Source organism: Variovorax sp. GW822-FHT04A09 (assembly GCF_058801005.1).
In genome coordinates this window covers 848,233-870,141 of the sequence record NZ_JBXAMV010000001.1, presented here as the reverse complement: position 1 = coordinate 870,141, position 21,909 = coordinate 848,233, and the positions used below count along the sequence as shown (strand labels likewise).

Sequence of the window (21,909 nt, the reverse complement as noted above, 5' to 3'; positions counted from 1 at the left end):
TTCTTCAGGTGCCTTGCAGGTAGAAGGCATCGGCATGCGTCTGCTCGGGCGCCAGGCCGTGCGCCTGCACCAGCCGGCTCGCGGCCTCCACCATGGGCGGCGAGCCGCACAGGTAGGCGCGCCAGCCGTCGAGCCCCGCGGGCAGGTCGGCGCGGATCGCGTCGGTGATGAGCCCCAGCCGCTGGCCGTCGCGCGCGGGGCCGGCGACCACCACGACGTGCACCTTCAGGCCGGGTTGCTGCGCCTGCAATTCACGCAGTTCGGGCAGGCCGTACACGTCGGCGTCGGAACGCACGCCAAGGTAGAGATGGATCGGCTGCATCAGCCCCGCCGCGACCGCGCCGCGCACGATCGACAGGATGGGCGCGAGCCCCGTGCCCCCCGCCGCGCAAAGCATGGGACCGCGGTGCTTGGTGCGCAGGTAGGCGGTGCCCAGCGGGCCGCTCACGCGCACGGTGTCGCCCACGCGCAGCTGCTCGAAGATGTGGGCGGTGACGCGGCCGCCCGGCACGCGGCGCACGTGGAATTCGAGCTCCGCGTCGCGGCTCAGCCCGGCCATCGAGTACGGCCGCGCCAGCTCGGGGCCAAACTGCAGCTGCGCGTACTGGCCCGGCGAGAACTCCAGCGGCTTGTTGGGTTTGAGGCGCAGGCGGCGGATGTCGTGCGTGAGCACGTCGATGCCCGTGACCGAGGCCTTGAGCACGCGCGCCGGGTGCACCACCACCTCGTCGGGCTCGGGAATCTCGATGGTGCAGCTTTCGGTCAGCGTGCTCTGGCAGGCCAGCACGTAGCGCTCGCCCTGCCCGTCGGGCCGGATCGCGTCCTGGCCGCCGTCGAGCAGCTGGCCCGACACCACCTTGCAGCGGCAGGTGCCGCAGCGTCCCGACATGCAGCTGTACGACACCGGCACCTGGTGCTCACGCAGCACCTCGAGCAGGTTCGCGCCGGGGCGAACCTCGAGGGTGCGGGCAAGGGGGTGAATGTGCAGGTCCATCGTCGGGCTCTCTTTTTCTGGCGCCGGCGGCAGGGCCGGCTTGTCTCTGGGCACGGATGATGCGCGGCCTCTTCCGATTGACCAATAGAATCTGGTGAATCGGCTGTATCACCGGCATGAATAAAGGTGCGCTATGCAACTCAAGGACATCGATCTCAACCTGCTGCTGGTGTTCGACCGCATGCTGGCCGAGAAGCGCGTGTCGGCCGTGGCCGAGTCGCTGGGCCTGTCGCAGCCCGCCATCAGCAACGCGCTGGCGCGCCTGCGCAAGCTGCTGAGCGACGAGCTTTTTCTGCGCACCGCGCGCGGCATGGAGCCCACGCCCTTCGCGCTGCAACTGGCCGAGCCGGTGGCCTATGCCATGGGCGCGCTGCACACGGCGCTCAACCAGCAGGTGGTGTTCGACCCCGCCACGAGCACGCGCAGCTTCACGCTCGCCATGACCGACATCGGCGAGATCTACTTCACGCCGCGCCTCATGGAAACGCTCTCGGCCGCCGCGCCGGGCGTGACCATCAGCACGCTGCGCAACAACACCGCGACCCACCTGCGCGACGACCTGGAGGCAGGCCATGTCGACATCGCCATCGGCCTGCTGCCGCAGCTCAAGTCGGGCGTGTTCCAGCGTCGGCTGTTCCTGCAGCGCTATGTGTGCCTGTTCGCGGGCACGCACCCGCTGGCGCGCAAGCGCAGCGTCTCACTGAAGGACTTCAGCGCGGCCGACCACGTGCAGGTGCAGGCCGCCGGCACGGGCCACGGCAAGGCCGACGACGTGATGGCGGCACAGGGCATCCAGCGCCGCATCCGGCTCAAGGTGCCGCACTTCGTGGCCATCGGCCACATCCTGCAGTCGAGCGAAATGATCGCGACCGTGCCCGAGCGGCTGGCGCGCAGCATCGCCGAGCCCTTCGGCCTGGTGTGGCGTCCGCACCCGGTGGCGCTGCCGCAGATCGCGATCAACCTGTTCTGGCACGCGAAGGTGCACCGCGACCCGGGCAACCAGTGGCTGCGCGGGCTGCTGTTCGATACCTTTGCGGATCAGGACGGCGCTTAGGCGGGCCAGCGGCCCAGCACCTCGTGCACGCCCTCGCCCACGTGGCTGTCGATGAGCACCAGCGAATGGGCGGCCCACCGCGCGGGCGCTTCGAGCGCATGCTTTTCGAGCTTGCGCCGCGCATAGGCGACGGTCATGTGCGGCGTGAACGCGCGCGAGGGCTTCAGGCCGACATCGGCTAGCGCCTCGCCCAGGCGCTGCCTGAACGCGCGCAACGCCGCGACGTTGGCGTCGTCGTCGGCGCACAGCACCAGCGCGCCCTTGGCGTAGCTCATGGACTTTTCGAAAACGACATCGAGCGCCGGCACGGACACCGCGGCGGCCGCGGTCGATGCCTGGGCCACTTTGTCGGCCGGCACCTGGTCGTGGTTGCCGAGGTCGAACAGCGTGACATGCAGGCGCTGCGCCTCGACCACCGTGCCCTTCAGGGCGTGTTGGGAGTTCATGCGCGCACCGAGCGCGGCGATGGTTTCGGCGTCTTGCGGGGCGGGAAGCAGTGCGAAGAAAAGCGAGTGCGGCAGCGGCGCCTTGCGAGGGGCCTGGGTGCCGCGAGGCCGCGGCAGGGGCCGCGGCGGGGGATCGATTCCGGGAAGAAGAAGCTGAGCTGACATGTGTCGATCATCGCCCATGGCAAGGGCCCTTCATGAGGCCTTCAGCAAACGCGAAGCTCGTCTTCAGCTTGGTTTTTGAGAATCGTCGGACGGTGGCGGCAAGGCGAACAACGACACGCCGTTCATCCACGCATTCATTCATTCAATCGATCAACCAACCAACAGGATTTCATCTTGACAAAAACGCAAGCCCGCCTCGCACTCGCAGCTCTTTGGCTCGGCACCGCCTCCGTCGGCGCCTTCGCCGCCGGTCTCGACAAGGACACCGGGCTGTATGTCGGCGGCGCCATCGGCCGCTCCAGCTACAGCCTGTCGTCCTCCAAAAACGCCCCCGTGCCCGTGCCATGGGGCGGCAAGAAGGCCGACAAGAGCGGCACGTCGTACAAGCTGTATGGCGGCTACCGCCTGACCGAGCACTTCGGCGTGGAAGCCGGCTACGCCCGCCTCGGCAGCGTGAGCCAATGGAGCTCGGCCTACGGCGGCTCCAGGCTGCAGACTGGCACCGGCCAGGTCTTCTACGCCGCCGCCACCGCCCGCATGCCGCTGGGCGACGCCTTCGCCCTCAACGGCCGCCTCGGCGTGGCACGCGGACGCATCTCCGGCGACAACAAGTGGGCCCCGGCCAACCAGCGCATTTCGGGCAGCGGCACGGGCCTGATGGTCGGTGTCGGCGCCGAGTACCGCATGACGCAGAACCTCGCGATCACGGCCGACTACGACTACTTCGGCAAGCTGTCGAAGCAGGCCAAGGGCGGGATGTTCACGGTGGGCTTGAAGGCTAACTTCTGATCATCGGGTCACCCGCCAAAGAAGAAAGGCGCCTTGCGGCGCCTTTCTTCTCTTCAGGAACTCATTCCCACTCGATCGTCGCCGGCGGCTTGCTCGACACGTCGTAGGTCACGCGGTTGATGCCGCGCACCTCGTTGATGATGCGGCCCGACACCTTCTTGAGCAGCGCGTACGGCAGCTCGGCCCAGTCGGCGGTCATGAAGTCGCTGGTCTGCACGGCGCGCAGCGCGACGACGTAGTCGTAGGTGCGGCCGTCGCCCATCACGCCCACGCTCTTCACGGGCAGGAACACGGTGAAAGCCTGGCTCGTGAGGTCGTACCAGGTCTTGCCGGTTTCGGCGTCGGTGAAGTTGCGCAGCTCCTCGATGAAGATCGCGTCGGCGCGGCGCAGCAGGTCGGCGTATTCCTTCTTCACTTCGCCCAGGATGCGCACGCCCAGACCTGGGCCGGGGAACGGATGGCGGTACACCATCTCGGGCGGCAGGCCCAGGGCCACGCCGAGTTCGCGCACTTCGTCCTTGAACAGGTCACGCAGCGGTTCGAGCAGCTTCAGGCCGAGCTGTTCGGGCAGGCCGCCGACGTTGTGGTGGCTCTTGATGGTGACGGCCTTCTTGCTCTTGGCGCCACCCGACTCGATGACGTCGGGGTAGATGGTGCCTTGCGCAAGGAAGGTCGCGCCCTTGTGGCCGCCGTCGCCGGCCTTGAGCTTGGCAGCTTCCTGTTTGAACACGGTGACGAACTCGCCGCCGATGATCTTGCGCTTGGCTTCGGGGTCGCTCACGCCGGCGAGCTTGCCCAGGAACAGGTCGCTGGCATCGACGCGGATGACCTTCGCGTGCAGCTTGCCTTCGAACATCTCCATGACCATGTCGCCTTCGTTCAGGCGCAGCAGGCCGTGGTCGACGAAGACGCAGGTGAGCTGGTCGCCGATGGCGCGGTGGATGAGCGCGGCAGCCACGCTCGAATCGACACCACCCGACAGGCCGAGGATGACTTCTTCGTCGCCCACCTGCTCGCGGATCTTCTGCACGGCTTCGGCGATGTGGTCGCGCATGACCCAGTCGGGCTTGGCCTCGCAGATGCCGAGCACGAAGCGGTCGATGATGGCCTTGCCCTGCACCGTGTGCGTGACTTCAGGATGGAACTGCAGCGCGTAGTAGCGGCGCGCCTCGTCGGCCATGCCGGCGATGGGGCAGCTGTCGGTGCTGGCCATGAGCTTGAAGCCGGGCGGCAGCTCGGTGACCTTGTCGCCGTGGCTCATCCACACGTTGAGCATGCCGAAGCCCTCGGGCGTGGTGAAGTCGGCAATGTCCTTCAGCAGCGCGGTGTGGCCATGGGCGCGCACGGCGGCGAAGCCGAACTCGCGCTTGTGGCCGCCCTCGACCTTGCCGCCGAGCTGGTGGGCCATGGTCTGCATGCCGTAGCAGATGCCGAGCACCGGAATGCCGAGGTCGAACACGGCTTGCGGGCACTTGTCGGTGGTCTCTTCGTACACGCTGGCGTGGCTGCCCGAGAGGATCACGCCCTTGAGGTGGCCGTCGGCCGCGTATTCGCGCACCCACTCGTCGGTGACGTCGCAGGGATGCACTTCGCTGAGCACGTGCGCTTCGCGCACGCGGCGTGCGATGAGCTGGGTGACTTGCGAGCCGAAGTCGAGGATGAGGATCTTGTCGTGTTGCATGGCGAAAGGACTCAGAGCGTTGAAATGTCGAACAGCTTGACGCCTGCGTGCGGCGCCGCCTGGATGAGGTGCTCGTCGAAGGTGGCGAGCGGAAGGTTGAGCGATTTGGCGAGCCAGAGATAGCCCGCATCGTAGAGCGAGACGCCCGCGTCGATGGCCACGGCGAGCACGGCCTTGTGCTGGGCCGGCGCGAGGTCGTGCAGCTCCACGCGGTGCCGGATGGCGTCGAGCACGCTCCACAGGCCTTCGACGGCCGATGCCGGGATGCGGCCGCTGCGCACGCCGTTGGCGAGGATGTTGGCGCACTCCCATTGCCAGGCGTTGGGCGCCTGCGGCTCGACCTCGTCGCGGCGGATGGCGGCGTAGAGCCTGCGGGTGTGTTCGCTGGCCTGGTCGGGCAGCAGCCAGGCGGCGGTGACCGAGGCGTCCATGACGAAGGCGGTCACGGCTGGCGTCCCTGGTCCAGGAGCTCGCGGGTCGTGGGGCCGGGCTGGATGGTGGCGTGCAGCGCGTCGATCTGCCCGAGCTCGCGGGCGATCTGCTCGTCGGTGATGACGGGTTTGCGGCGCACCGGCAGCATGCGCACGACTTCCTTGCCGTGGCGGGTGATGCGAACCTCCTCGCCCTTTTCGACCAGGTCGATCAGGGCCGAGAAGTTGTTCTTGGCTTCAGCGATGCCGATGGATTGCATTTGGGCCAGAAAATTTGAATCTGGCCCAAATTTTAAGCCGAGTCTGGCCTGACTTTCAAGGTCTGGCCAGATTGGGCTTACTCAGCGCGGTAGTTCGGCGCTTCCTTCGTGATCTGCACGTCGTGGACGTGGCTCTCACGGATGCCGGCCGTGGTGATCTCGACGAACTCGGCCTTGTTCTGCATGTCCTCGATGGTCGCGCAGCCGCAGTAGCCCATGCTGGCGCGCACGCCGCCGGCCATCTGGTAGACGATGGAGACGATCGAACCCTTGTAGGGCACGCGGCCTTCGATGCCTTCAGGCACGAGCTTGTCGGTGTTGGGGTTGCCGGTGGTCGATTCCTGGAAGTACCGGTCGGCACTGCCCTGCTGCATCGCGCCGATGGAGCCCATGCCGCGGTAGCTCTTGTAGCTGCGGCCCTGGTACAGCACGATTTCGCCCGGCGCCTCTTCGGTGCCGGCGAACATGCTGCCCATCATCACGGTGCTGGCGCCGGCCGCAATGGCCTTGGCAATGTCACCCGAGTAGCGCACGCCGCCGTCGGAGATCAGCGGAATGCCCGTGCCCTGCAGCGCGGTGGCGACGCTGTCGACCGCCATGATCTGCGGCACGCCCACGCCGGCGACGATGCGGGTGGTGCAGATGGAGCCGGGGCCGATGCCGACCTTGACCGCGTCGGCGCCGGCGTCGGCCAGTGCACGTGCGGCGTCGCCGGTGGCGATGTTGCCGCCGATGACGTCGACCTGCGGATAGTTCTTCTTGACCCAGCGCACGCGCTCGATCACGCCGGCGCTGTGGCCGTGGGCGGTGTCGACCACGATGGCGTCGACGCCGGCCTTCACCAGGGCTTCGACGCGCTCTTCGGTGCCGTCACCCACACCGACCGCCGCGCCCACGCGCAGGCGGCCGTTGGCATCGCGTGCGGCATTGGGGAAGCTGGTCTGCTTGGTGATGTCCTTGACGGTGATGAGGCCCTTGAGCTCCCAGTCACCGTTGATGACCAGCAGGCGCTCGAGCTTGTGCTTGTTCAGCAGCGCCTTGGCTTCGGCCAGCGTGGTGCCGTCGGGCACGGTGATGAGCCGGTCGCGCTGCGTCATGATTTCGCTGACGGGCACGTCGTAGCGGTTCTCGAAGCGCAGGTCGCGCCCCGTGACGATGCCGACGACCTTGCCGCCGTCGATCACCGGGAAGCCCGAGATGCCGAGCTGGTCGGACAGTGCCATCACCTGGCGCACGGAGTGCGTCGGCGTGATCACCACCGGGTCGCGCAGCACGCCCGACTCGTAGCGCTTGACGCGGGCCACTTCGGCGGCCTGCTGCTGCGCAGTGAGGTTCTTGTGCACGATCCCGATGCCACCCTCCTGCGCGATGGCGATCGCGAGGCGGGCTTCGGTCACGGTGTCCATGGCCGCCGAGACGAGCGGCAGGTTCAGCGTGATGTTGCGGGAGAACTTGGTGGCGAGAGACGTGTCCTTGGGCAGGACTTGGGAGAATGCTGGCACCAACAACACGTCGTCGAAGGTGAGCGCTTTGCCGAGAAGGCGCATGGGTGAGGCTCCAAAAGACGGATTGTAACGAGGCCCTCGCCCGCTTCGCCGGCGCGGGTTCTTTTTGACCGTTGCAAAACCGCCTATTCCGGATGTTGCAAAAAGTAAGGCGCAGCTAAACTCCGCGCATGAATTTCCTGCATTGGCTGGTATTGGGTTGCGCGTGCGCGCTGCCGCTCTCGGCGAGCGCGCAATGGCAATGGGTCGACAACAGCGGCAAGAAGGTCTTCAGCGACCAGCCGCCGCCCACCGACATCCCCGAGAAGAACATCCTGCGACGCGCCGGCCCATCGCCGTCGGCCCGGGCGCCCGCCCCGGCCACGCCGGCCCCCGAGGGAAGCAGCGACACGGCCGCAGCCCCCAAGGCCGCGCCGCCGCCCAAGCCCACGGGCGTGGACAAGGAACTCGAGGAAAAGACCAAGAAGGCCGAGGCCGAGCAGAAGGCCAAGGAAGCGGCTGAAGCGGCGAAGATCGCCAAGGCCAAGGCCGACAACTGCGCCCGTGCACGCGAGAACAAGAACACCATCGACAGCGGCATCCGCATCGCCAAGGTCAATGCCAAGGGCGAGCGTGAATTCATGGACGACGCCGCACGCGCCGACGCGCAAAAGCGCGCTCAAACGGTCATCGACAGCGACTGCAAGTAAGCCCGCGACGGCCGCTCAGTAGCCGTCCTTGCCACCCTTGCGCTTGTTCGCGAACAGGCCCGTGCCGCGCGCGCCCTGACGCTGGAAGCGTTCACGGCGCGCCACCTTCGGATCGACCGTGAGCGGACGGCACAGCTCGATGCGGTCACCATCCTTCAGCGGCTGCTCCCACGCCACCGCCCGGCCCCAGATGCCCGGCGTCATGGCATGTCGCCAGTCCAGGTCGGGAAAGCGCTGCATGAGCGCGCTCGCCTTCACCGCCTCGCTCACCACCGTGCCGGGCGCGAGCTGCAGGACCTGCTCGAACACCTCGCGCGCCGCCGGCGAACAGCTCAGCGTGACCTCGATGCGGCGATCGGCCATCAGCCTTCGCCGTAGACCTGTTCGGCGCGCTTGACGAAGGCTTCGACCAGGCTCGATGCGATGGTGTCGAACACCGGCCCCACCAGGGCCTGCAGCGCGAAGTTGCTGAAGCCGTAGCTCATCTGCAGTTCGACGCGACAGGCGCGTTCGCCCTGCTCGCCCACGGGGTGGAATTTCCAGGTGCCGTCGAGATTGGAGAACGGCCCGTCGACCAGTTTCAGCTGCACCTCGCGGCCCGCGATGTGCGTGTTGCGGGTGGTGAAACTCTGGTGCAGCCCGGCGAAGGCCAGGCCGACTTCGGCGGTCATGCCGCCCTCGTCCTGCTCGATGACGCGCGACTTGTCGCACCAGGGCAGGAACTGCGGGTACTTCGCGACATCGGTGACGAGCGCGTACATTTCTTCGGCGCTGTACCAGATGAGGACGGACTTGTGGACTGTTTTCATAGAATCGGCACAGCGTGCGCGACGGATTGTATTGAAGCCATGCGCCCCCAACTTCTCGAGCCATGGCCACCAAGAAACAAGACACCTCCTCCCGCATCGCCGACAACAAGAAGGCCGCCTACAACTATTTCTTCGAAGAACGCTTCGAGGCCGGCATGGTCCTCGAGGGCTGGGAAGTCAAGTCGCTGCGCGAAGGCAAGGTGCAGCTGACCGACGGCTACGTGGTGATCCGCGACGGCGAGCTGTTCGTGGTCGGCTGCCAGATCAACCCGCTCAAGAGCGCCTCGACGCACGTCAATCCTGATTCGGTCCGCACCAAGAAGTTGCTGCTGCACAAGGAAGAGATCAAGCGCCTCGTCGGCAAGGTCGAACAAAAGGGTTACACGCTGGTGCCGCTGAACCTGCACTGGAAGGCCGGCAAGGTGAAGTGCGAGATCGCGCTCGCCAAGGGCAAGGCCGAGCACGACAAGCGCGACACCATCAAGGACCGCGAAGGCAAGCGCGAAGTCGAGCGCGCGATGAAGAGCCGCAACCGCTGATTTTTCTTTTTTTGGGCGGCATGGAATAAAACGCGCTCTGCGGGCGTTTGTGCGGTGTCATCGATCCTCGATGCCATCAACCCAGGAGTCTTCCCATGTCGCCTATCCGCATTTCCTCCGTCGGCATCGCCGCCGCACTGCTCGGCAGCCTGCTCGCCCTCCCCGCGTTCGCCCAGCCCAAGGCCGCCGATGGCGCGCTGGTCGGTGCGAACGGCATGACGCTCTACACCTTCGACAAGGACACGGCCGGCAGCGGCAAGTCGGCCTGCAACGGCGGCTGCGCCACCAACTGGCCGCCCTTCATGGCGGCCGACAGCGACAAGCCGAGCGGCGACTTCACCATCGTCACGCGCGACGACGGCAAGAAGCAATGGGCCGCCAAGGGCTGGCCGCTGTACTACTGGGTGAAGGACACCAAGCCGGGCGACAAGACCGGCGACGGCGTCAACGGCACCTGGAAAACCGCCAAGCCCTGAGACGGACAGGCTCCCGGCCTACCCATGGACGCCCGCCTGCTGGTCGAGCACATCCCGAGCCTGCGCCGCTACGCGCGCGCGCTCACGGGCAATGCCTGGGCGGCCGACGACCTGGTGCAGGACACGCTCGAGCGCGCCTGCGGCAAGTGGCGGCTCTGGGTGGTGGGCACCGACCTGCGCGCCTGGCTCTTCACCGTCATGCACAACCTCTTTGCCAGCCAGGTGCGGCGCCGGCCGCCGCCGCATGCGGTCGTGCCGCTGGAGGACGTGGCGCCCGAGCAGCTGCAGGGCGGCGCCGATCCGGGCCTTGGCCTCGACCTGCAGCGCTGCCTGATGCAATTGCCCGAGGAGCAACGCGCCGTGCTGCTGCTGGTGACGCTCGAGGACCTGTCCTACGCCGAAGTGGCGAAGGTGCTCGGCATTCCGATCGGCACCGTGATGTCGCGCCTCTCGCGCGCGCGCCTTCGCCTGCAGGAACTGATGGACGGCGCCACCGCGTCCAGCCGCCCCGGCCTGCGCCGCCTCAAGTGACGTGAAGCACCCGCCATGAACCGCCCCACCCTGCCCCCCACCGACGACGAGCTGCACGCCTGGGTCGACGGCCAGTTGCCGCCCGAACGCCGCGAGGCGGTCGAGGATGCGCTGGCGCGCGATCCGGCCGTGGCGGCCCGCGTGGCGGCCTGGCATGCCCAGCGCGACGCCTTGCGCCGGCTGCACGGTGGCCTGCTCGACGAACCTGTGCCTGCGCCGCTGATGGGCGTGCTCGAGCGGCGCCGTGCCGAGGCCGGTCGCTCGACCCCCTGGCTGCGCTGGGGCGGCATGGCCGCCGGCCTGCTGGTCGCCTTCGCGACCGGCTGGCTCGGCAATGCCCAGTGGTCGGGCGCGTCGCGCGCGGCCGGGGCCTCCTTGGCGCGCGCACCGGCCGTGCGCGAGTTCGTGCGCGACGCCTCGGTGGCCCACGTCGTCTACACCCCCGAGAAGCGGCACCCCGTCGAAGTGGCCGCCGCCGAGCAGCAGCACCTGGTGCAGTGGCTGTCCAAACGCCTCGACCACCCGCTCAAGGTGCCCGACCTGTCCTCGCTCGGCTACACGCTGGTCGGCGGACGCCTGCTGCCCGGCGAAACCGGCGCGCGCGCCCAGTTCATGTTCGAGGACGCGGCGGGTGAACGCATCACGCTGTACATCGGCACGCTCGACGCGCAGGCCGCAGATGCCGCTGCCTCGCGCGAAACCGCCTTCCGTTTTGCCTCGGACGGCGCCGTGCCGAGCTTCTACTGGATCGACCGGGGTTTCGGCTATGCCGTGGCCGGTCGCCTGCCGCGCGATGCGCTACTGAGACTCGCGACCCTGGCCTACCGCGAGTTATCGTAGCGACGGCATAAACTGCCGGTTCGCGCATTCACCTGGCTTGTTTTCGCGATTGATTTTTCAACTGAAGGAGAAACTGCATGAAATTGCTCAGCGCCTCGATCCTCGCAGCGGCTCTGCTCGCCGGCTGCGGCGGCATGTCCACCAAGACCGCTGGAGCGCCCGACACGCCCACCCGCACCGCCGACGGCGTGCTGGTCGGCCCGAACGGCATGACGCTCTACACCTTCGCCCGCGACACCGCCAATGCCGGTACCTCCGCCTGCAACGGCCAATGCGCCACCAACTGGCCGCCGCTCGCCGTGGCCGACGCCGCCAAGCCCATGGGCGGCTACACCATCATCGTGCGTGAAGACGGCAAGAAGCAGTGGGCCTACAAGGGCTGGCCGCTGTACTACTGGGCCAAGGACACCAAGGCCGGCGACAAGACCGGTGACGGCGTGGCCAACGGCGCCTGGAAGGTTGCCCGTCCCTGATGCGGTCGATGTGATGGCGCCGGCCTGACCGGCGCCGCCACCCACGAAAGCCTCGGCCTGCGCCGGGGCTTTTTTCATGGTGCACGGCAGAATGGTCCGATGACTTTTGCCGACACCCTCCCGGATGCCTTCCACGCGCTTGTGTCCCACGGCCTCATCACCGACGCGCAGCACGATGCCGCGCTCGCACACCCCGAGGCCGCCGCCCTGCCACCGATTCCCGGCCCCGCGCATGCACTGGCCTGGATGCGCCTCAAGAACCTGATCGCCGAGGAAGAACTGGATGCGGCTGTGGAACGCCTCGAAGCCGCCTCGCCGGCCGTCGCGGCGTTCACCGAAGCGGAAGACATCGCCTACGACGCAGACGACCTGCTGGACCTCGGCAGGACCGGCATCACGCACGAGGCCGTGGTCGCGCTGTTCAACGAAGGACTGATCGACACCGAGACCCGCGACCTGGCGCTGCGTGCTGCGCCCCTGACCGGCGCGCCCGCCGCCCTGGGCCCCACGCTGGGCTGGCTGGTGACCGACGGCCTGCTCGACACGGCGGCGTTCGAAGCGCTGCGCGCCCGTGTTGCCGCCGAGCCGGCCTTTGCGACGGCAGCCGACCACCGGCGCATCCTCGACGAAGCCCAGGCGATCGTCGCCGCCGACGAGCAGGAGACCGCCGACATGCTCAAAGAGTTCGCGCGCAGCCAGCAAGCCAGCTGGCGCAACTTCGGAATGATCGTGGTGGCCGTCGTGATCGTGATCGGCTGGTACCTCTTCGGCCGCTGAGGGCCGCGAAAGGTCAGTGCGCGCCCGGCAGCGCGCTGTCCGCCAACGTGGTGCGGCGCCCGCGCAGCGCGAGCAGCTCGTTGAACACCAGCGCGCCGATCACGAGCACACCGCCCGTCAGCACGCTGGCCGCGGGCGTCTCGCCGGCGCCGAGCCAGGCCAGTGCGATGCCGAAGATCACCTCGAGCAGCGCCAGCAACGCCACCTCGGGCGCCTTGAGCACCTGCGCGCACAGCACCGAGAGCACGCAGGGAATCGCCAGCTGAAACACCCCCAGGAAGGCCAGCAGGCCTAGGTCATGGAGGCCTGCGTGGAATGGCCACGCCAGCGGCAAGGTGACGAGTGCGGAGAGGGTCGCGCCGATCAGCACCGCAGGCACGAGGTCGACATCCTGCCCCTTGGCGTGCGCATGCTGCACCACGGTCCATTGCGTCGCGCCGGCCAGCGGCACGCACAGCGCCACCAGCGTGCCGACAAGCGACCCGCCACCACCGCCCAGCAGCTGCGTGCCGTACATCCAGCCGATGCCCAGCCCGGCGACCACGATGGCCGCCCAGGTGCGTGCGGGCAACCTGTGCCCGATGAAGAGGCGCGCGGCCAGTGCGGTGAACAGCGGCCCGAGCGACATCGTGACCAGCACGCTCGCGGTGGAGGTGAGGGTCAGCGCCACCATGAAGGCCGTGAACATCACGGCCCAGCAGACGCCCGAGATCCACAGCGAGCGCCCGCCGCGGCGCAGCAGCGAGAACACCGCCCGCCCCCGCCAAAGCGGCAAGATCACCAGCAGCGCCAGCATCGTGAAGAGGCTGCGCCAGAAGGTGATCTCGAAACTGTGCGCCTGCGCCAGGTGCCGCGTGACGACGCCCGCCGTGCCCCACATGAGGGTCACGGCGACCATCAGCCCGACGGCTGCGCCATGCGTGAGGCGCATGAAACGACGGCGCCGGCGATCAGGCGGCCGTTTCGCGGCCGGCGCGCTTGCGCTCGTTTTCCTTCAGGAAACGCTTGCGCAGACGCACGCTCTTGGGCGTGATTTCGACCAGCTCGTCGTCCTCGATGAACTCGACGCCGTATTCCAGCGTGAGGTCGATCGGGGGCGTGATCTTGATCGCGTCTTCCTTGCCGCTCACGCGGAAGTTGGTCAGCTGCTTGGTGCGCGTGGCGTTCACGACCAGGTCGTTGTCGCGGCTGTGGATGCCCACGATCATGCCTTCGTACACCGGATCGTTCGCCTTCACGAACATGCGGCCGCGGTCGTCCAGCTTGCCCAGGGCGTAGGTGAAGATTTCACCGTCGTCCATCGAGATCAGCACGCCGTTCTTGCGGCCGCCGATGTCGCCCTTGTGCGGCTCGTAGCTGTCGAAGATGTTGCTGATGAGGCCCGAGCCACGCGTCAGGTTCAGGAATTCGTTCGTGAAGCCGATCAGGCCACGCGCCGGAATGCGGTACTCCAGGCGCACGCGGCCACGGCCGTCCGGTTCCATGTTGACGAGTTCGCCCTTGCGCTCGCCCAGTGCCTGCATCACGCCGCCCTGGTGGCCTTCTTCGATGTCGGCCGTGACCATTTCGATGGGCTCGTGCTTCTCGCCGTTCACGGTGCGGAACACCACGCGCGGCTTCGAGACGGCCATCTCATAGCCTTCGCGGCGCATGTTTTCCAAGAGGATGGTCAGGTGCAGTTCGCCGCGGCCCATGACTTCGAAGATGCCTTCTTCGTCGGTCTCGTTCACGCGCAGCGCCACGTTGTGCTGCAGTTCCTTCTGCAGGCGGTCCCAGATCTGGCGGCTGGTCACGAACTTGCCTTCGCGGCCGGCCAGCGGGCTGGTGTTCACGCAGAAGTTCATGGTCAGGGTCGGTTCGTCGACCTTGAGCATGGGCAGCGGCGCGGGGTTGTCCTTGTCGGTCACGGTGACGCCGATGCCGATGTCGGCGATGCCGTTGATCAGCACGATCTCGCCGGGGCCGGCTTCGGTCGATTGCACGCGGTCCAGGCCCTGGAAGGTCAGCACCTGGTTGACGCGGCCCTTGATGCTCTTGCCGTCCGGGCCTTCCATGACCAGCACGTCCGACATGGGCTTGAGCGTGCCCTGGCTGATGCGGCCCACGCCGATGCGGCCGACGAAGGTCGAGAAGTCGAGCGCGGAAATCTGCAGCTGCAGCGGCGCGTTCGGGTCACCCTTTTGCGACGGCACGTGCTTCAGGATGGTGTTGAACAGGGCCGACATGTCGGGGCCCCACTGCTCGCCAGGCGCGCCTTCTTCGAGCGACGACCAGCCGTTGATGCCCGAGGCGTACACCACGGGGAAGTCGAGCTGTTCGTCGGTCGCGCCGAGCTTGTCGAACAGGTCGAAGGCAGCATTGACCACCTTGTCGGGGTTCGCGCCGGGCTTGTCGACCTTGTTCACGACCAGGATCGGCTTCAGGCCCAGGGCCAACGCCTTCTTGGTCACGAAGCGCGTCTGGGGCATCGGGCCTTCCTGCGCGTCGATCAGCAGCACCACGCCGTCGACCATCGACAGCGCGCGTTCCACTTCACCGCCGAAGTCCGCGTGGCCCGGGGTGTCGACGATGTTGATGTGCGTGCCTTCCCAGGTCACGGCGCAGTTCTTGGCCAGGATCGTGATGCCACGTTCCTTTTCGATCGCGTTGTTGTCCATCACCGTGTCGACGACCTTCTCGTGCTCGGCGAAGGTGCCCGACTGGCGCAGCAGCTGGTCGACCATGGTGGTCTTGCCATGGTCCACGTGGGCAATGATGGCGATATTGCGGATTTGCTTGGTACTCATGGTGTCGCTTCGGTCTGTGGTGCGTTCAAAAGAATTTGCTGAATTTCGATGGGGTTCAGCAAGCGCCCCGGGATCAGTTCGCCGGCGCTCACGTGGGCGGTGCCCAGGAACGCCTTCGGGTCGGTGCCGAAAACGGCCACCGCCTCGGCATCGGCCCAGCCGCCGCGGCGGCGCAGGCCCGAGAGAAAACGTGCGGCATCTTCGACCGCAAGCGTGACGCGGCTGTGGCCGTCGACCAGCGCTTCGGGAGGCAACAGACGTGCCAGGCGCTCGTCTTCGGTCATGGCTTCGAGCGCTTCGATGGTGACGCATTGCGCCTGCCCGAAGCCGCCCGTGGCCGTGCGGCGCAGCGAGGTCAGGTGCGCGCCGCAACCCAGCGCCTCGCCGATGTCCTCGCCCAGGGTGCGAATGTAGGTGCCCTTGCTCACGCTCGCCACGATGCGGATGCTGGTGTCATCCAGCCGGGTCAGCGTGAGTTTGTGAATGACGACGTCGCGCGGCGCGCGCTCGATCTCGATGCCTTCGCGTGCGTACTCGTACAGCGCCTTGCCGTCTTTCTTGAGTGCGCTGTGCATCGGCGGCACCTGGCGGATCGGGCCGGTGAATCGGGCCTGGACGCGGGCCAGGTCTTCTGGCGACACCTGCACCGGCCGCTCGGCGATCACCTCGCCCTCGGCGTCACCCGTGGCGGTCTTGACGCCCAGGCGCGCGACCGCCTCGTAGGTCTTGTCGGCGTCCAGGTGCAGTTGGCTGAATTTGGTGGCGGCGCCGAAACACAGCGGCAGCACGCCTGTGGCGAGCGGATCGAGCGTGCCGGTGTGGCCCGCTTTTTCGGCGCGCAGCAACCACTTGGCCTTTTGCAAGGCCTGGTTGCTGGAAAACCCCAGCGGCTTGTCGAGCAGCAACACCCCATGCACAGGGCGCCGCTGCACCCGTGTGCGTGGCGCGTTCATCGCTAGTCGTCTTTCGAGCGCGAAGCAACGGCCTGTGCGATGAGCGCATTCATGTCGGCCGCACGCTCGGTGGTGCGGTCGAACAGGAAGTGCAGCGTCGGCACGGTGTGGATGTGCAGGCGCTTGAACAGGCCGTTGCGCAGGAAGCCCGCGGCCTGATTCAACGCTTCGGTGGTCTCGGCCACGTCGCCCGTGAGCAGGCTGAAGAAGACCTTCGCATGCGCATAGTCGGGCGTGACCTCGACCGCCTGGATCGTGACCATGCCCACGCGCGGGTCCTTCAACTCGCGCGCGATCAGCTCCGTCAGATCGCGCTGGATCTGGTCGGCGACCTTGAACGCGCGGTTGGGTGCGGCTGCTTTTCTTTTCGGCATGGCCTCTTTCGCGTCGAACGCTTACAGCGTCCGGGCGATTTCCTTGATCTCGAAGAATTCGAGCTGATCGCCTTCCTTGATGTCGTTGTAGTTCTTGAGCTTGATACCGCACTCAAAACCTTCGCGGACTTCGCGGACATCGTCCTTCATGCGCTTGATCGAGTCGACTTCGCCGGTGTAGATCACCACGTTGTCGCGCAGCAGGCGGAAATGCGCGCTGCGGTTGACCGAGCCCGAAGTGACGTACGAGCCGGCCACGGTGCCGATCTTCGAGGCCACGAACACCGTGCGGATCTCGGCCGAGCCGATGATCTCTTCGCGGCGCTCCGGTGCCAGCATGCCCGACATCGCGACCTTGATCTCGTCGACGGCGTCGTAAATGATGCTGTAGTAGTTCAGCTGAACGCCATTGCCTTCGGCCAGCTTGCGCGCACCGGCATCGGCACGCACGTTGAAGCCGATGACCACTGCCTTCGACGCGATCGCGAGGTTGATGTCGCTTTCGCTGATGCCGCCGACGCCGGCGTACACGATCTGCACCTTGACTTCTTCGGTCGCCAGCTTGAGCAGCGACTGGGCCAGTGCTTCCTGCGAGCCCTGCACGTCGGCCTTGATGATGATGCGCAGCGTCTGCACTTCGCCCGCCGACAGGTCGGTGAACATGTTCTGCAGGTTCGCGGCTTGCGCCTTGGCCAGCTTGGTGTTGCGGAACTTGCCGGCACGGTAGGTGGCGATTTCGCGCGCACGGCGCTCGTCGGCCATCACCATGAACTCGTCGCCCGCCTGCGGCACTTCGGTCAGACCCTGGATTTCGACCGGGATCGACGGACCTGCCGACTTGGTGGCCTTGCCGTCTTCGTCCAGCATGGCGCGCACGCGGCCATAGGTGGAACCCGCCAGCACCACGTCGCCGGTCTTGAGCGTGCCGGACTGCACCAGCACGGTGGCGACCGGGCCGCGGCCCTTGTCGAGCTGGGCTTCGATGACCAGGCCCTTGGCGGCGGCATCCACCGGCGCCTTGAGTTCCAGCACTTCGGCTTGCAGCAGCACCTGCTCGAGCAGGTCGTCGATGCCCTGGCCGGTCTTGGCCGACACCGGCACGAACGGCACGTCGCCGCCGTACTCTTCGGGCACGACCTCTTCGGCCACCAGTTCCTGCTTCACGCGGTCCAGGTTGGCGTCGGGCTTGTCCACCTTGTTGATCGCAACCACGATCGGCACACCCGCCGCCTTCGCGTGCTTGATGGCTTCCTTGGTCTGGGGCATGACGCCGTCATCGGCCGCCACCACCAGGATCACGATGTCGGTGGCCTGCGCACCGCGGGCACGCATGGCGGTGAACGCCTCGTGACCCGGGGTGTCGAGGAACGACACCATGCCGCGTTCGGTTTCGACGTGGTACGCACCGATGTGCTGCGTGATGCCGCCGGCTTCGCCCGCGGCGACCTTGGCGCGGCGGATGTAGTCCAGCAGCGAGGTCTTGCCGTGGTCGACGTGACCCATGACGGTCACGACCGGTGCGCGCGGCAGGGCTTCGGCCTGTTGCGCCGACACGTCCTCGTCAGTGAAGGCTTCGGGGTCGTCCAGCGCGGCAACCACCGCGTTGTGGCCCATTTCCTCCACGATGATCATCGCGGTGTCCTGGTCGAGGGACTGGTTGATGGTCGCCATCATGCCGAGCTTCATCAGCTGCTTGATGACTTCCTGCGCCTTCACGGCCATCTTGTGCGCGAGCTCGGCGACCGTGATGGTCTCGGGCACGTGCACTTCAAGCACGCGCGCCTCGACCGGTGCGGCCGGTGCGTGCTGCTCGTCATGACCGCCACGGTCGTTGCCGCGACGGCCACGCGGGCCTCCGCGCCAGTTGCCGCGGCTGACACCGCCGCTGGCATCGCCGCGGGTCTTGATTTCCTTCTTCTTGGCAGGATCGCCGGCCCAGCTCGACGAGAGCTTGGCGGACTTGACTTCCTTGCCGGCACCGGCGGCGGCCGGCGCTGCGGCGCCAGGAGCCGCAGGGGCGCCCGGACGACCCGGCGGCGTGGCCGGCTTGTGCAGCGTGCCCTTGACCGTCGACTTTTCAGGCTGCGGCTTCTCGGGCGCCTTGTGCGGCACCAGCACGCGGGCCGGTGCGTTCATCATGGCGCGGATGGCTTCGGCTTCGGCCAGGGCCTTGCGGCGACGCTCGTCGAGGTCCTTGGCGCGGGCGGCTTCTTCGTCGGCACGGGCCTTCGATTCGGCGGCGGCCTTGGCCTTGGCGTCTTCCTTGGCTTGCGTGGCGGCGTTCTGTGCGGCCAGCTTGGTGTCGGCAGCCTGCTTTTCGGCAACGGCAGCGGTTTCTGCAGCTGCAGCAGCGGCGGCCACAGCGGCCGGTGCGGCCGGGGCAGCCACCGGCTGCTTCGCGGCTTCCTTGGCCGAAGCGGCGGCGGCTTCAGCGGCCTTCTTCTCGGCGGCGATGCGCGCAGCTTCCTGCTCGGCCTGTTCGGCGCGCTCGGCCTTTTCGGCCTGCTCGCGTTCGCGGGCTTCGGTTTCTTCGCGCTGGCGACGCTTCTCGGCCAGCTCTTCTTCCTGGCGGCGGATCAGCTCGGCCTGGCGGCGCGCGTCTTCCTCGCGGCGGGCCAGTTCGGCTTCGTCGATCTGGGGCGCGGCCGGTGCGGCGGACGTTTCGGCCGCCTGCTGCTGCGCGCCTTCGGCCGTGGCCGGGTGGCCTTCATCGCGCTGGATGAAGGTGCGCTTCTTGCGCACTTCGACCTGGATGGTGCGGGCGCGACCGGTGGCGTCGGCCTGCTTGATCTCGCTGGTCGACTTCTTGGTCAGCGTGATCTTCTTGCGCTCGGGCTCGGCCGTGCCGTGGCTGGCCTTCAGGAAGCCGAGCAAGCGCTGCTTGTCGGCCTCCGTGAGTGCATCGGTGGCGGCCGCTTTGGGCACGCCTGCGCTCTTGAGCTGGTCAAGCAAGGTTTCGGGAGTCTTCTTGAGCTCGTTCGCGAACTCGGCGACAGTGGTACTGGACATATTGCTTTCGTGCCTCCATACCGTCACTCTTGGCCGGCGAACCAATGTTCGCGGGCTTTCAAGATGAGGGCTTTGGCGTCATCGGCGCTCAGGCCGGTGATTTCGGTGAGTTCATCGACCGCGAGGTCGGCCAGGTCGTCACGGGTGTTCACACCCGCTTCAGCCAGCTGCGGAATCAGGTCGGGATTGAGGCCTTCGAGGTCGCGCAGGTTCTGCGAGACGGTTTCGACACCTTCTTCCTTGGCGATTTCCATGGTCAGCAGCGCATCCTTTGCACGGGCGCGCAGCTCATTGATGGTGTCTTCGTCGAAGGCCTCGATCTCAAGCATCTCGGAGATCGGCACGTAGGCCACTTCCTCGAGGCTGTTGAAACCTTCCGAAATCAGGATGTCGGCGATTTCCTCGTCGACATCGAGCTTTTCCATGAAGAGCTTGCGGCTGGCATCGGTCTCGGTCGCCTGCTTCTGGGCCGACTCGTTCGCGTCCATGATGTTGATCTTCCAACCGGTGAGGTCGGAAGCCAGGCGCACGTTCTGGCCGCCGCGGCCGATGGCGATCGCGAGGTTTTCCTCGTCCACCACCACGTCCATGGCGTGTTTTTCTTCGTCGACCACGATCGACGAGACATTCGCCGGCGCCAGGGCGCCGATCACGAACTGGGCCGGGTCTTCGCTCCACAGCACGATGTCCACGCGCTCGCCGGCGAGTTCGTTCGTGACGGCGTTGACGCGGGTGCCGCGCACGCCGACGCAGGTGCCGATCGGGTCGACACGCTTGTCGTGCGAGAGCACGGCGATCTTGGCGCGCGAACCGGGGTCGCGGGCGCAGCTCTTGATTTCGAGCAGGCCTTGTTCGATCTCGGGCACTTCCTGGCGGAACAGCTCGATCATGAACTCGGGGGCCGAGCGCGACAGGATGATCGGCGCGCCGCGCAGCGTCAGGTCGACCTCCATGATCATGGCCCGCACGCGGTCGCCGTTGCGCAGGTTTTCCTTGGCGATCATCTCGCTGCGGCGCAGGCGGCCTTCGACGCGCCCTGCTTCCACGATGATGTCGCCCTTGTCCAGGCGCTTGACGGTGCCCACGAAGATCTTGTCGCCGCGCGACATGAAGTCGTTGAGCAGCATCTCGCGCTCGGCGTCGCGGATCTTCTGCAGGATCACCTGCTTGGCAGCCATGGCACCGATGCGCCCGATCGGCACCGAATCGACGGATTCCTCGATGTATTCGTCGACCTCGATGTCGGGCATCTCCTCACGAGCCTCGAAGAGCAGGATCTCCTGGTCGGGCAGTTGCAGGCCGGCTTCGTCGGGAACGACGTGCCAGCGGCGGAAAGTTTCGTAGTCGCCGCTGTCGCGATCGACCGCCACGCGGATATCCACGTCACCCTGATGGAGCTTCTTGGTGGCTTGCGCCAGTGCGGATTCGACCGCGCCGAAGACCACGTCGCGCTCGACGTTCTTCTCGCGCGAGATCGCATCCACCAACATCAACATTTCGCGATTCATGCCACCACTCCTCTTGTTCAGTCCGGAACGTTCATTCCGTCGTCAATATCCGAAAAACCCGGTTGGGTTTTGGCCTTGCGGCCCTTGAAATCCACAATCGGCGCGAGCCGCGCATCGCGCAGCTCGTCCAATACGAAGCCCAGCGCATGCAACGGTGCAGGCGCGCGCTTCTTGCTCACTTTTTGACCCGGCTTGGTCTCGGGCGCATCGCTCCAGACGATCTGCCAACCCGAACCGCCTTCAGCACGCTCCAGCGTGCCGCGAAACTTCTTGCGATTGGCCGACACCTGGCCCGCCGCGGCAGCGCCCATGGGCGCCTTGAGGGTGATGTCGATCACCGCGCCCACGAATCGCTCGAAATCCTGTTCATTGCGCAAGGGGCGATCGATACCGGGCGAGGAGACCTCGAGCCGCTTGTAATCGACCGCATCGACTTCCAGCGCGAATTGCAGCTGGCGCGTGACCTTCTCGCAGTCTTCCACCGTCACGAAGGGTTCGGGCACGCCGGCCGCCACATCTTCAGAGGTGGGGGGCGTCCAAGGCAAATCAATCGTCACGCGCAGCAATCCACCGGCCGAGCGTTCGACCTCGACCAGGTCGTAGCCGAGACCGGCCACGGTTTGTTCTACTGTTTGCTGCAATGCCACGTGTTTGAAAGCGCCTTCTGAATCAATGCCCAAGCCGCAGCACCCGCCCACCACGGATGCCACGACGCCAAATAATTGCTGCTTGAGAATGCATAGACCAAAAAAAACGGGCGGTTGGTACCCGCCCGTTTGGTCGTGAGCCTCGAATTATATGCTATTCGCGTGCATAAATG

General features: G+C 66.7%; 24 protein-coding genes. 9 read left to right on the top strand and 15 right to left on the bottom strand.

The window, feature by feature from the left end; all coding sequences use genetic code 11:
- Nucleotides 1–4 precede the first annotated feature (4 nt).
- The gene (locus tag AC1RLW_RS03890) at nt 5–994 is read right to left on the bottom strand and encodes a 2Fe-2S iron-sulfur cluster-binding protein (RefSeq protein WP_493192254.1); all 990 of its coding nucleotides are present in this window, start codon (nt 992–994) and stop codon (nt 5–7) included.
- 133 nt (nt 995–1,127) lie between these two features.
- Between AC1RLW_RS03890 and AC1RLW_RS03885 the strand changes: the two genes are divergently transcribed.
- Entirely contained in the window at nt 1,128–2,048 is a 921-nt protein-coding gene (locus AC1RLW_RS03885; protein WP_493192253.1) for a LysR family transcriptional regulator, read from the top strand.
- On the opposite strand, the gene AC1RLW_RS03880 is transcribed toward AC1RLW_RS03885, so the two are convergent.
- Nucleotides 2,045–2,494, bottom strand: coding sequence for a 2'-5' RNA ligase family protein (locus AC1RLW_RS03880; RefSeq protein WP_493192252.1), 450 nt, complete (start codon nt 2,492–2,494; stop codon nt 2,045–2,047). The genes AC1RLW_RS03885 and AC1RLW_RS03880 overlap by 4 nt on opposite strands.
- A 339-nt stretch (nt 2,495–2,833) precedes the next feature.
- On the opposite strand from AC1RLW_RS03880, the gene AC1RLW_RS03875 reads away from it, so the two are divergent.
- Nucleotides 2,834–3,448: a porin family protein gene (locus tag AC1RLW_RS03875; protein WP_062477817.1), complete on the top strand. Its 615-nt coding sequence runs from the start codon at nt 2,834–2,836 to the stop codon at nt 3,446–3,448.
- Nucleotides 3,449–3,509: 61 nt separating this feature from the next.
- Here AC1RLW_RS03875 and guaA read toward each other — a convergent pair whose 3' ends face one another.
- From guaA to guaB, 4 genes are all read right to left on the bottom strand, one after another.
- Entirely contained in the window at nt 3,510–5,129 is a 1,620-nt protein-coding gene (gene guaA / locus AC1RLW_RS03870; protein ID WP_062477832.1) for a glutamine-hydrolyzing GMP synthase, read from the bottom strand.
- 11 nt (nt 5,130–5,140) lie between these two features.
- Nucleotides 5,141–5,560: a type II toxin-antitoxin system VapC family toxin gene (locus AC1RLW_RS03865; protein WP_083259193.1), complete on the bottom strand. Its 420-nt coding sequence runs from the start codon at nt 5,558–5,560 to the stop codon at nt 5,141–5,143.
- 11 nt (nt 5,561–5,571) lie between these two features.
- Nucleotides 5,572–5,820, bottom strand: a complete 249-nt coding sequence (locus AC1RLW_RS03860) for a type II toxin-antitoxin system Phd/YefM family antitoxin (protein WP_070060762.1) — start codon at nt 5,818–5,820, stop codon at nt 5,572–5,574.
- A 77-nt stretch (nt 5,821–5,897) separates the two neighbouring features.
- Nucleotides 5,898–7,367: an IMP dehydrogenase gene (gene guaB / locus AC1RLW_RS03855; RefSeq protein ID WP_062477841.1), complete on the bottom strand. Its 1,470-nt coding sequence runs from the start codon at nt 7,365–7,367 to the stop codon at nt 5,898–5,900.
- 128 nt (nt 7,368–7,495) lie between these two features.
- Here guaB and AC1RLW_RS03850 point away from each other — a divergent pair, with 128 nt between their 5' ends.
- Nucleotides 7,496–8,014, top strand: coding sequence for a DUF4124 domain-containing protein (locus AC1RLW_RS03850; RefSeq protein WP_159271745.1), 519 nt, complete (start codon nt 7,496–7,498; stop codon nt 8,012–8,014).
- A gap of 15 nt (nt 8,015–8,029) precedes the next feature.
- Here the strand turns inward: AC1RLW_RS03850 and AC1RLW_RS03845 are convergent, their stop codons facing one another.
- Nucleotides 8,030–8,377, bottom strand: a complete 348-nt coding sequence (locus tag AC1RLW_RS03845) for an RnfH family protein (RefSeq protein ID WP_493192251.1) — start codon at nt 8,375–8,377, stop codon at nt 8,030–8,032.
- Nucleotides 8,377–8,823: a type II toxin-antitoxin system RatA family toxin gene (locus AC1RLW_RS03840; RefSeq protein ID WP_062477851.1), complete on the bottom strand. Its 447-nt coding sequence runs from the start codon at nt 8,821–8,823 to the stop codon at nt 8,377–8,379. The genes AC1RLW_RS03845 and AC1RLW_RS03840 overlap by 1 nt, the downstream gene beginning before the upstream one ends.
- A 62-nt stretch (nt 8,824–8,885) precedes the next feature.
- Here AC1RLW_RS03840 and smpB point away from each other — a divergent pair, with 62 nt between their 5' ends.
- The 6 genes from smpB (at nt 8,886) to AC1RLW_RS03810 (ending at nt 12,459) form a co-directional block, all read left to right on the top strand.
- Complete coding sequence (gene smpB, locus AC1RLW_RS03835; protein WP_062477854.1) at nt 8,886–9,362, top strand: SsrA-binding protein SmpB; 477 nt, start codon at nt 8,886–8,888, stop codon at nt 9,360–9,362.
- A gap of 95 nt (nt 9,363–9,457) precedes the next feature.
- Nucleotides 9,458–9,838 carry a COG4315 family predicted lipoprotein gene (locus AC1RLW_RS03830; RefSeq protein WP_493192250.1) on the top strand — a complete coding sequence of 127 codons (381 nt, stop codon included), beginning with the start codon at nt 9,458–9,460 and terminating at the stop codon, nt 9,836–9,838.
- Nucleotides 9,839–9,862: 24 nt separating this feature from the next.
- The gene (locus tag AC1RLW_RS03825) at nt 9,863–10,369 is read left to right on the top strand and encodes an RNA polymerase sigma factor (protein ID WP_493192249.1); all 507 of its coding nucleotides are present in this window, start codon (nt 9,863–9,865) and stop codon (nt 10,367–10,369) included.
- A gap of 15 nt (nt 10,370–10,384) precedes the next feature.
- Complete coding sequence (locus tag AC1RLW_RS03820; RefSeq protein WP_493192248.1) at nt 10,385–11,209, top strand: anti-sigma factor family protein; 825 nt, start codon at nt 10,385–10,387, stop codon at nt 11,207–11,209.
- 77 nt (nt 11,210–11,286) lie between these two features.
- Nucleotides 11,287–11,682, top strand: coding sequence for a COG4315 family predicted lipoprotein (locus AC1RLW_RS03815; protein WP_062479812.1), 396 nt, complete (start codon nt 11,287–11,289; stop codon nt 11,680–11,682).
- 99 nt (nt 11,683–11,781) lie between these two features.
- Entirely contained in the window at nt 11,782–12,459 is a 678-nt protein-coding gene (locus AC1RLW_RS03810) for a hypothetical protein (RefSeq protein WP_493192247.1), read from the top strand.
- Between the two features lie 13 nt (nt 12,460–12,472).
- Here the strand turns inward: AC1RLW_RS03810 and AC1RLW_RS03805 are convergent, their stop codons facing one another.
- The 7 genes from AC1RLW_RS03805 to rimP are packed head-to-tail and all read right to left on the bottom strand — an operon-like array spanning nt 12,473 to nt 21,736.
- Complete coding sequence (locus tag AC1RLW_RS03805; RefSeq protein ID WP_493192246.1) at nt 12,473–13,390, bottom strand: DMT family transporter; 918 nt, start codon at nt 13,388–13,390, stop codon at nt 12,473–12,475.
- Nucleotides 13,391–13,409: 19 nt separating this feature from the next.
- Nucleotides 13,410–15,245, bottom strand: a complete 1,836-nt coding sequence (gene typA / locus AC1RLW_RS03800; protein ID WP_062479817.1) for a translational GTPase TypA — start codon at nt 15,243–15,245, stop codon at nt 13,410–13,412.
- Complete coding sequence (gene truB, locus AC1RLW_RS03795; protein ID WP_493192245.1) at nt 15,242–16,198, bottom strand: tRNA pseudouridine(55) synthase TruB; 957 nt, start codon at nt 16,196–16,198, stop codon at nt 15,242–15,244. Before truB ends, typA begins: the two co-directional genes overlap by 4 nt.
- A gap of 2 nt (nt 16,199–16,200) precedes the next feature.
- On the bottom strand, nt 16,201–16,572 hold the full coding sequence (gene rbfA / locus AC1RLW_RS03790) for a 30S ribosome-binding factor RbfA (protein ID WP_070060772.1): 372 nt from the start codon (nt 16,570–16,572) through the stop codon (nt 16,201–16,203).
- A 21-nt stretch (nt 16,573–16,593) separates the two neighbouring features.
- Nucleotides 16,594–19,581: a translation initiation factor IF-2 gene (gene infB / locus AC1RLW_RS03785; RefSeq protein ID WP_062479820.1), complete on the bottom strand. Its 2,988-nt coding sequence runs from the start codon at nt 19,579–19,581 to the stop codon at nt 16,594–16,596.
- A 23-nt stretch (nt 19,582–19,604) separates the two neighbouring features.
- Nucleotides 19,605–21,089, bottom strand: a complete 1,485-nt coding sequence (gene nusA, locus AC1RLW_RS03780) for a transcription termination factor NusA (RefSeq protein ID WP_062479821.1) — start codon at nt 21,087–21,089, stop codon at nt 19,605–19,607.
- A 17-nt stretch (nt 21,090–21,106) separates the two neighbouring features.
- On the bottom strand, nt 21,107–21,736 hold the full coding sequence (gene rimP, locus AC1RLW_RS03775) for a ribosome maturation factor RimP (RefSeq protein ID WP_062479822.1): 630 nt from the start codon (nt 21,734–21,736) through the stop codon (nt 21,107–21,109).
- Nucleotides 21,737–21,909 lie beyond the last annotated feature (173 nt).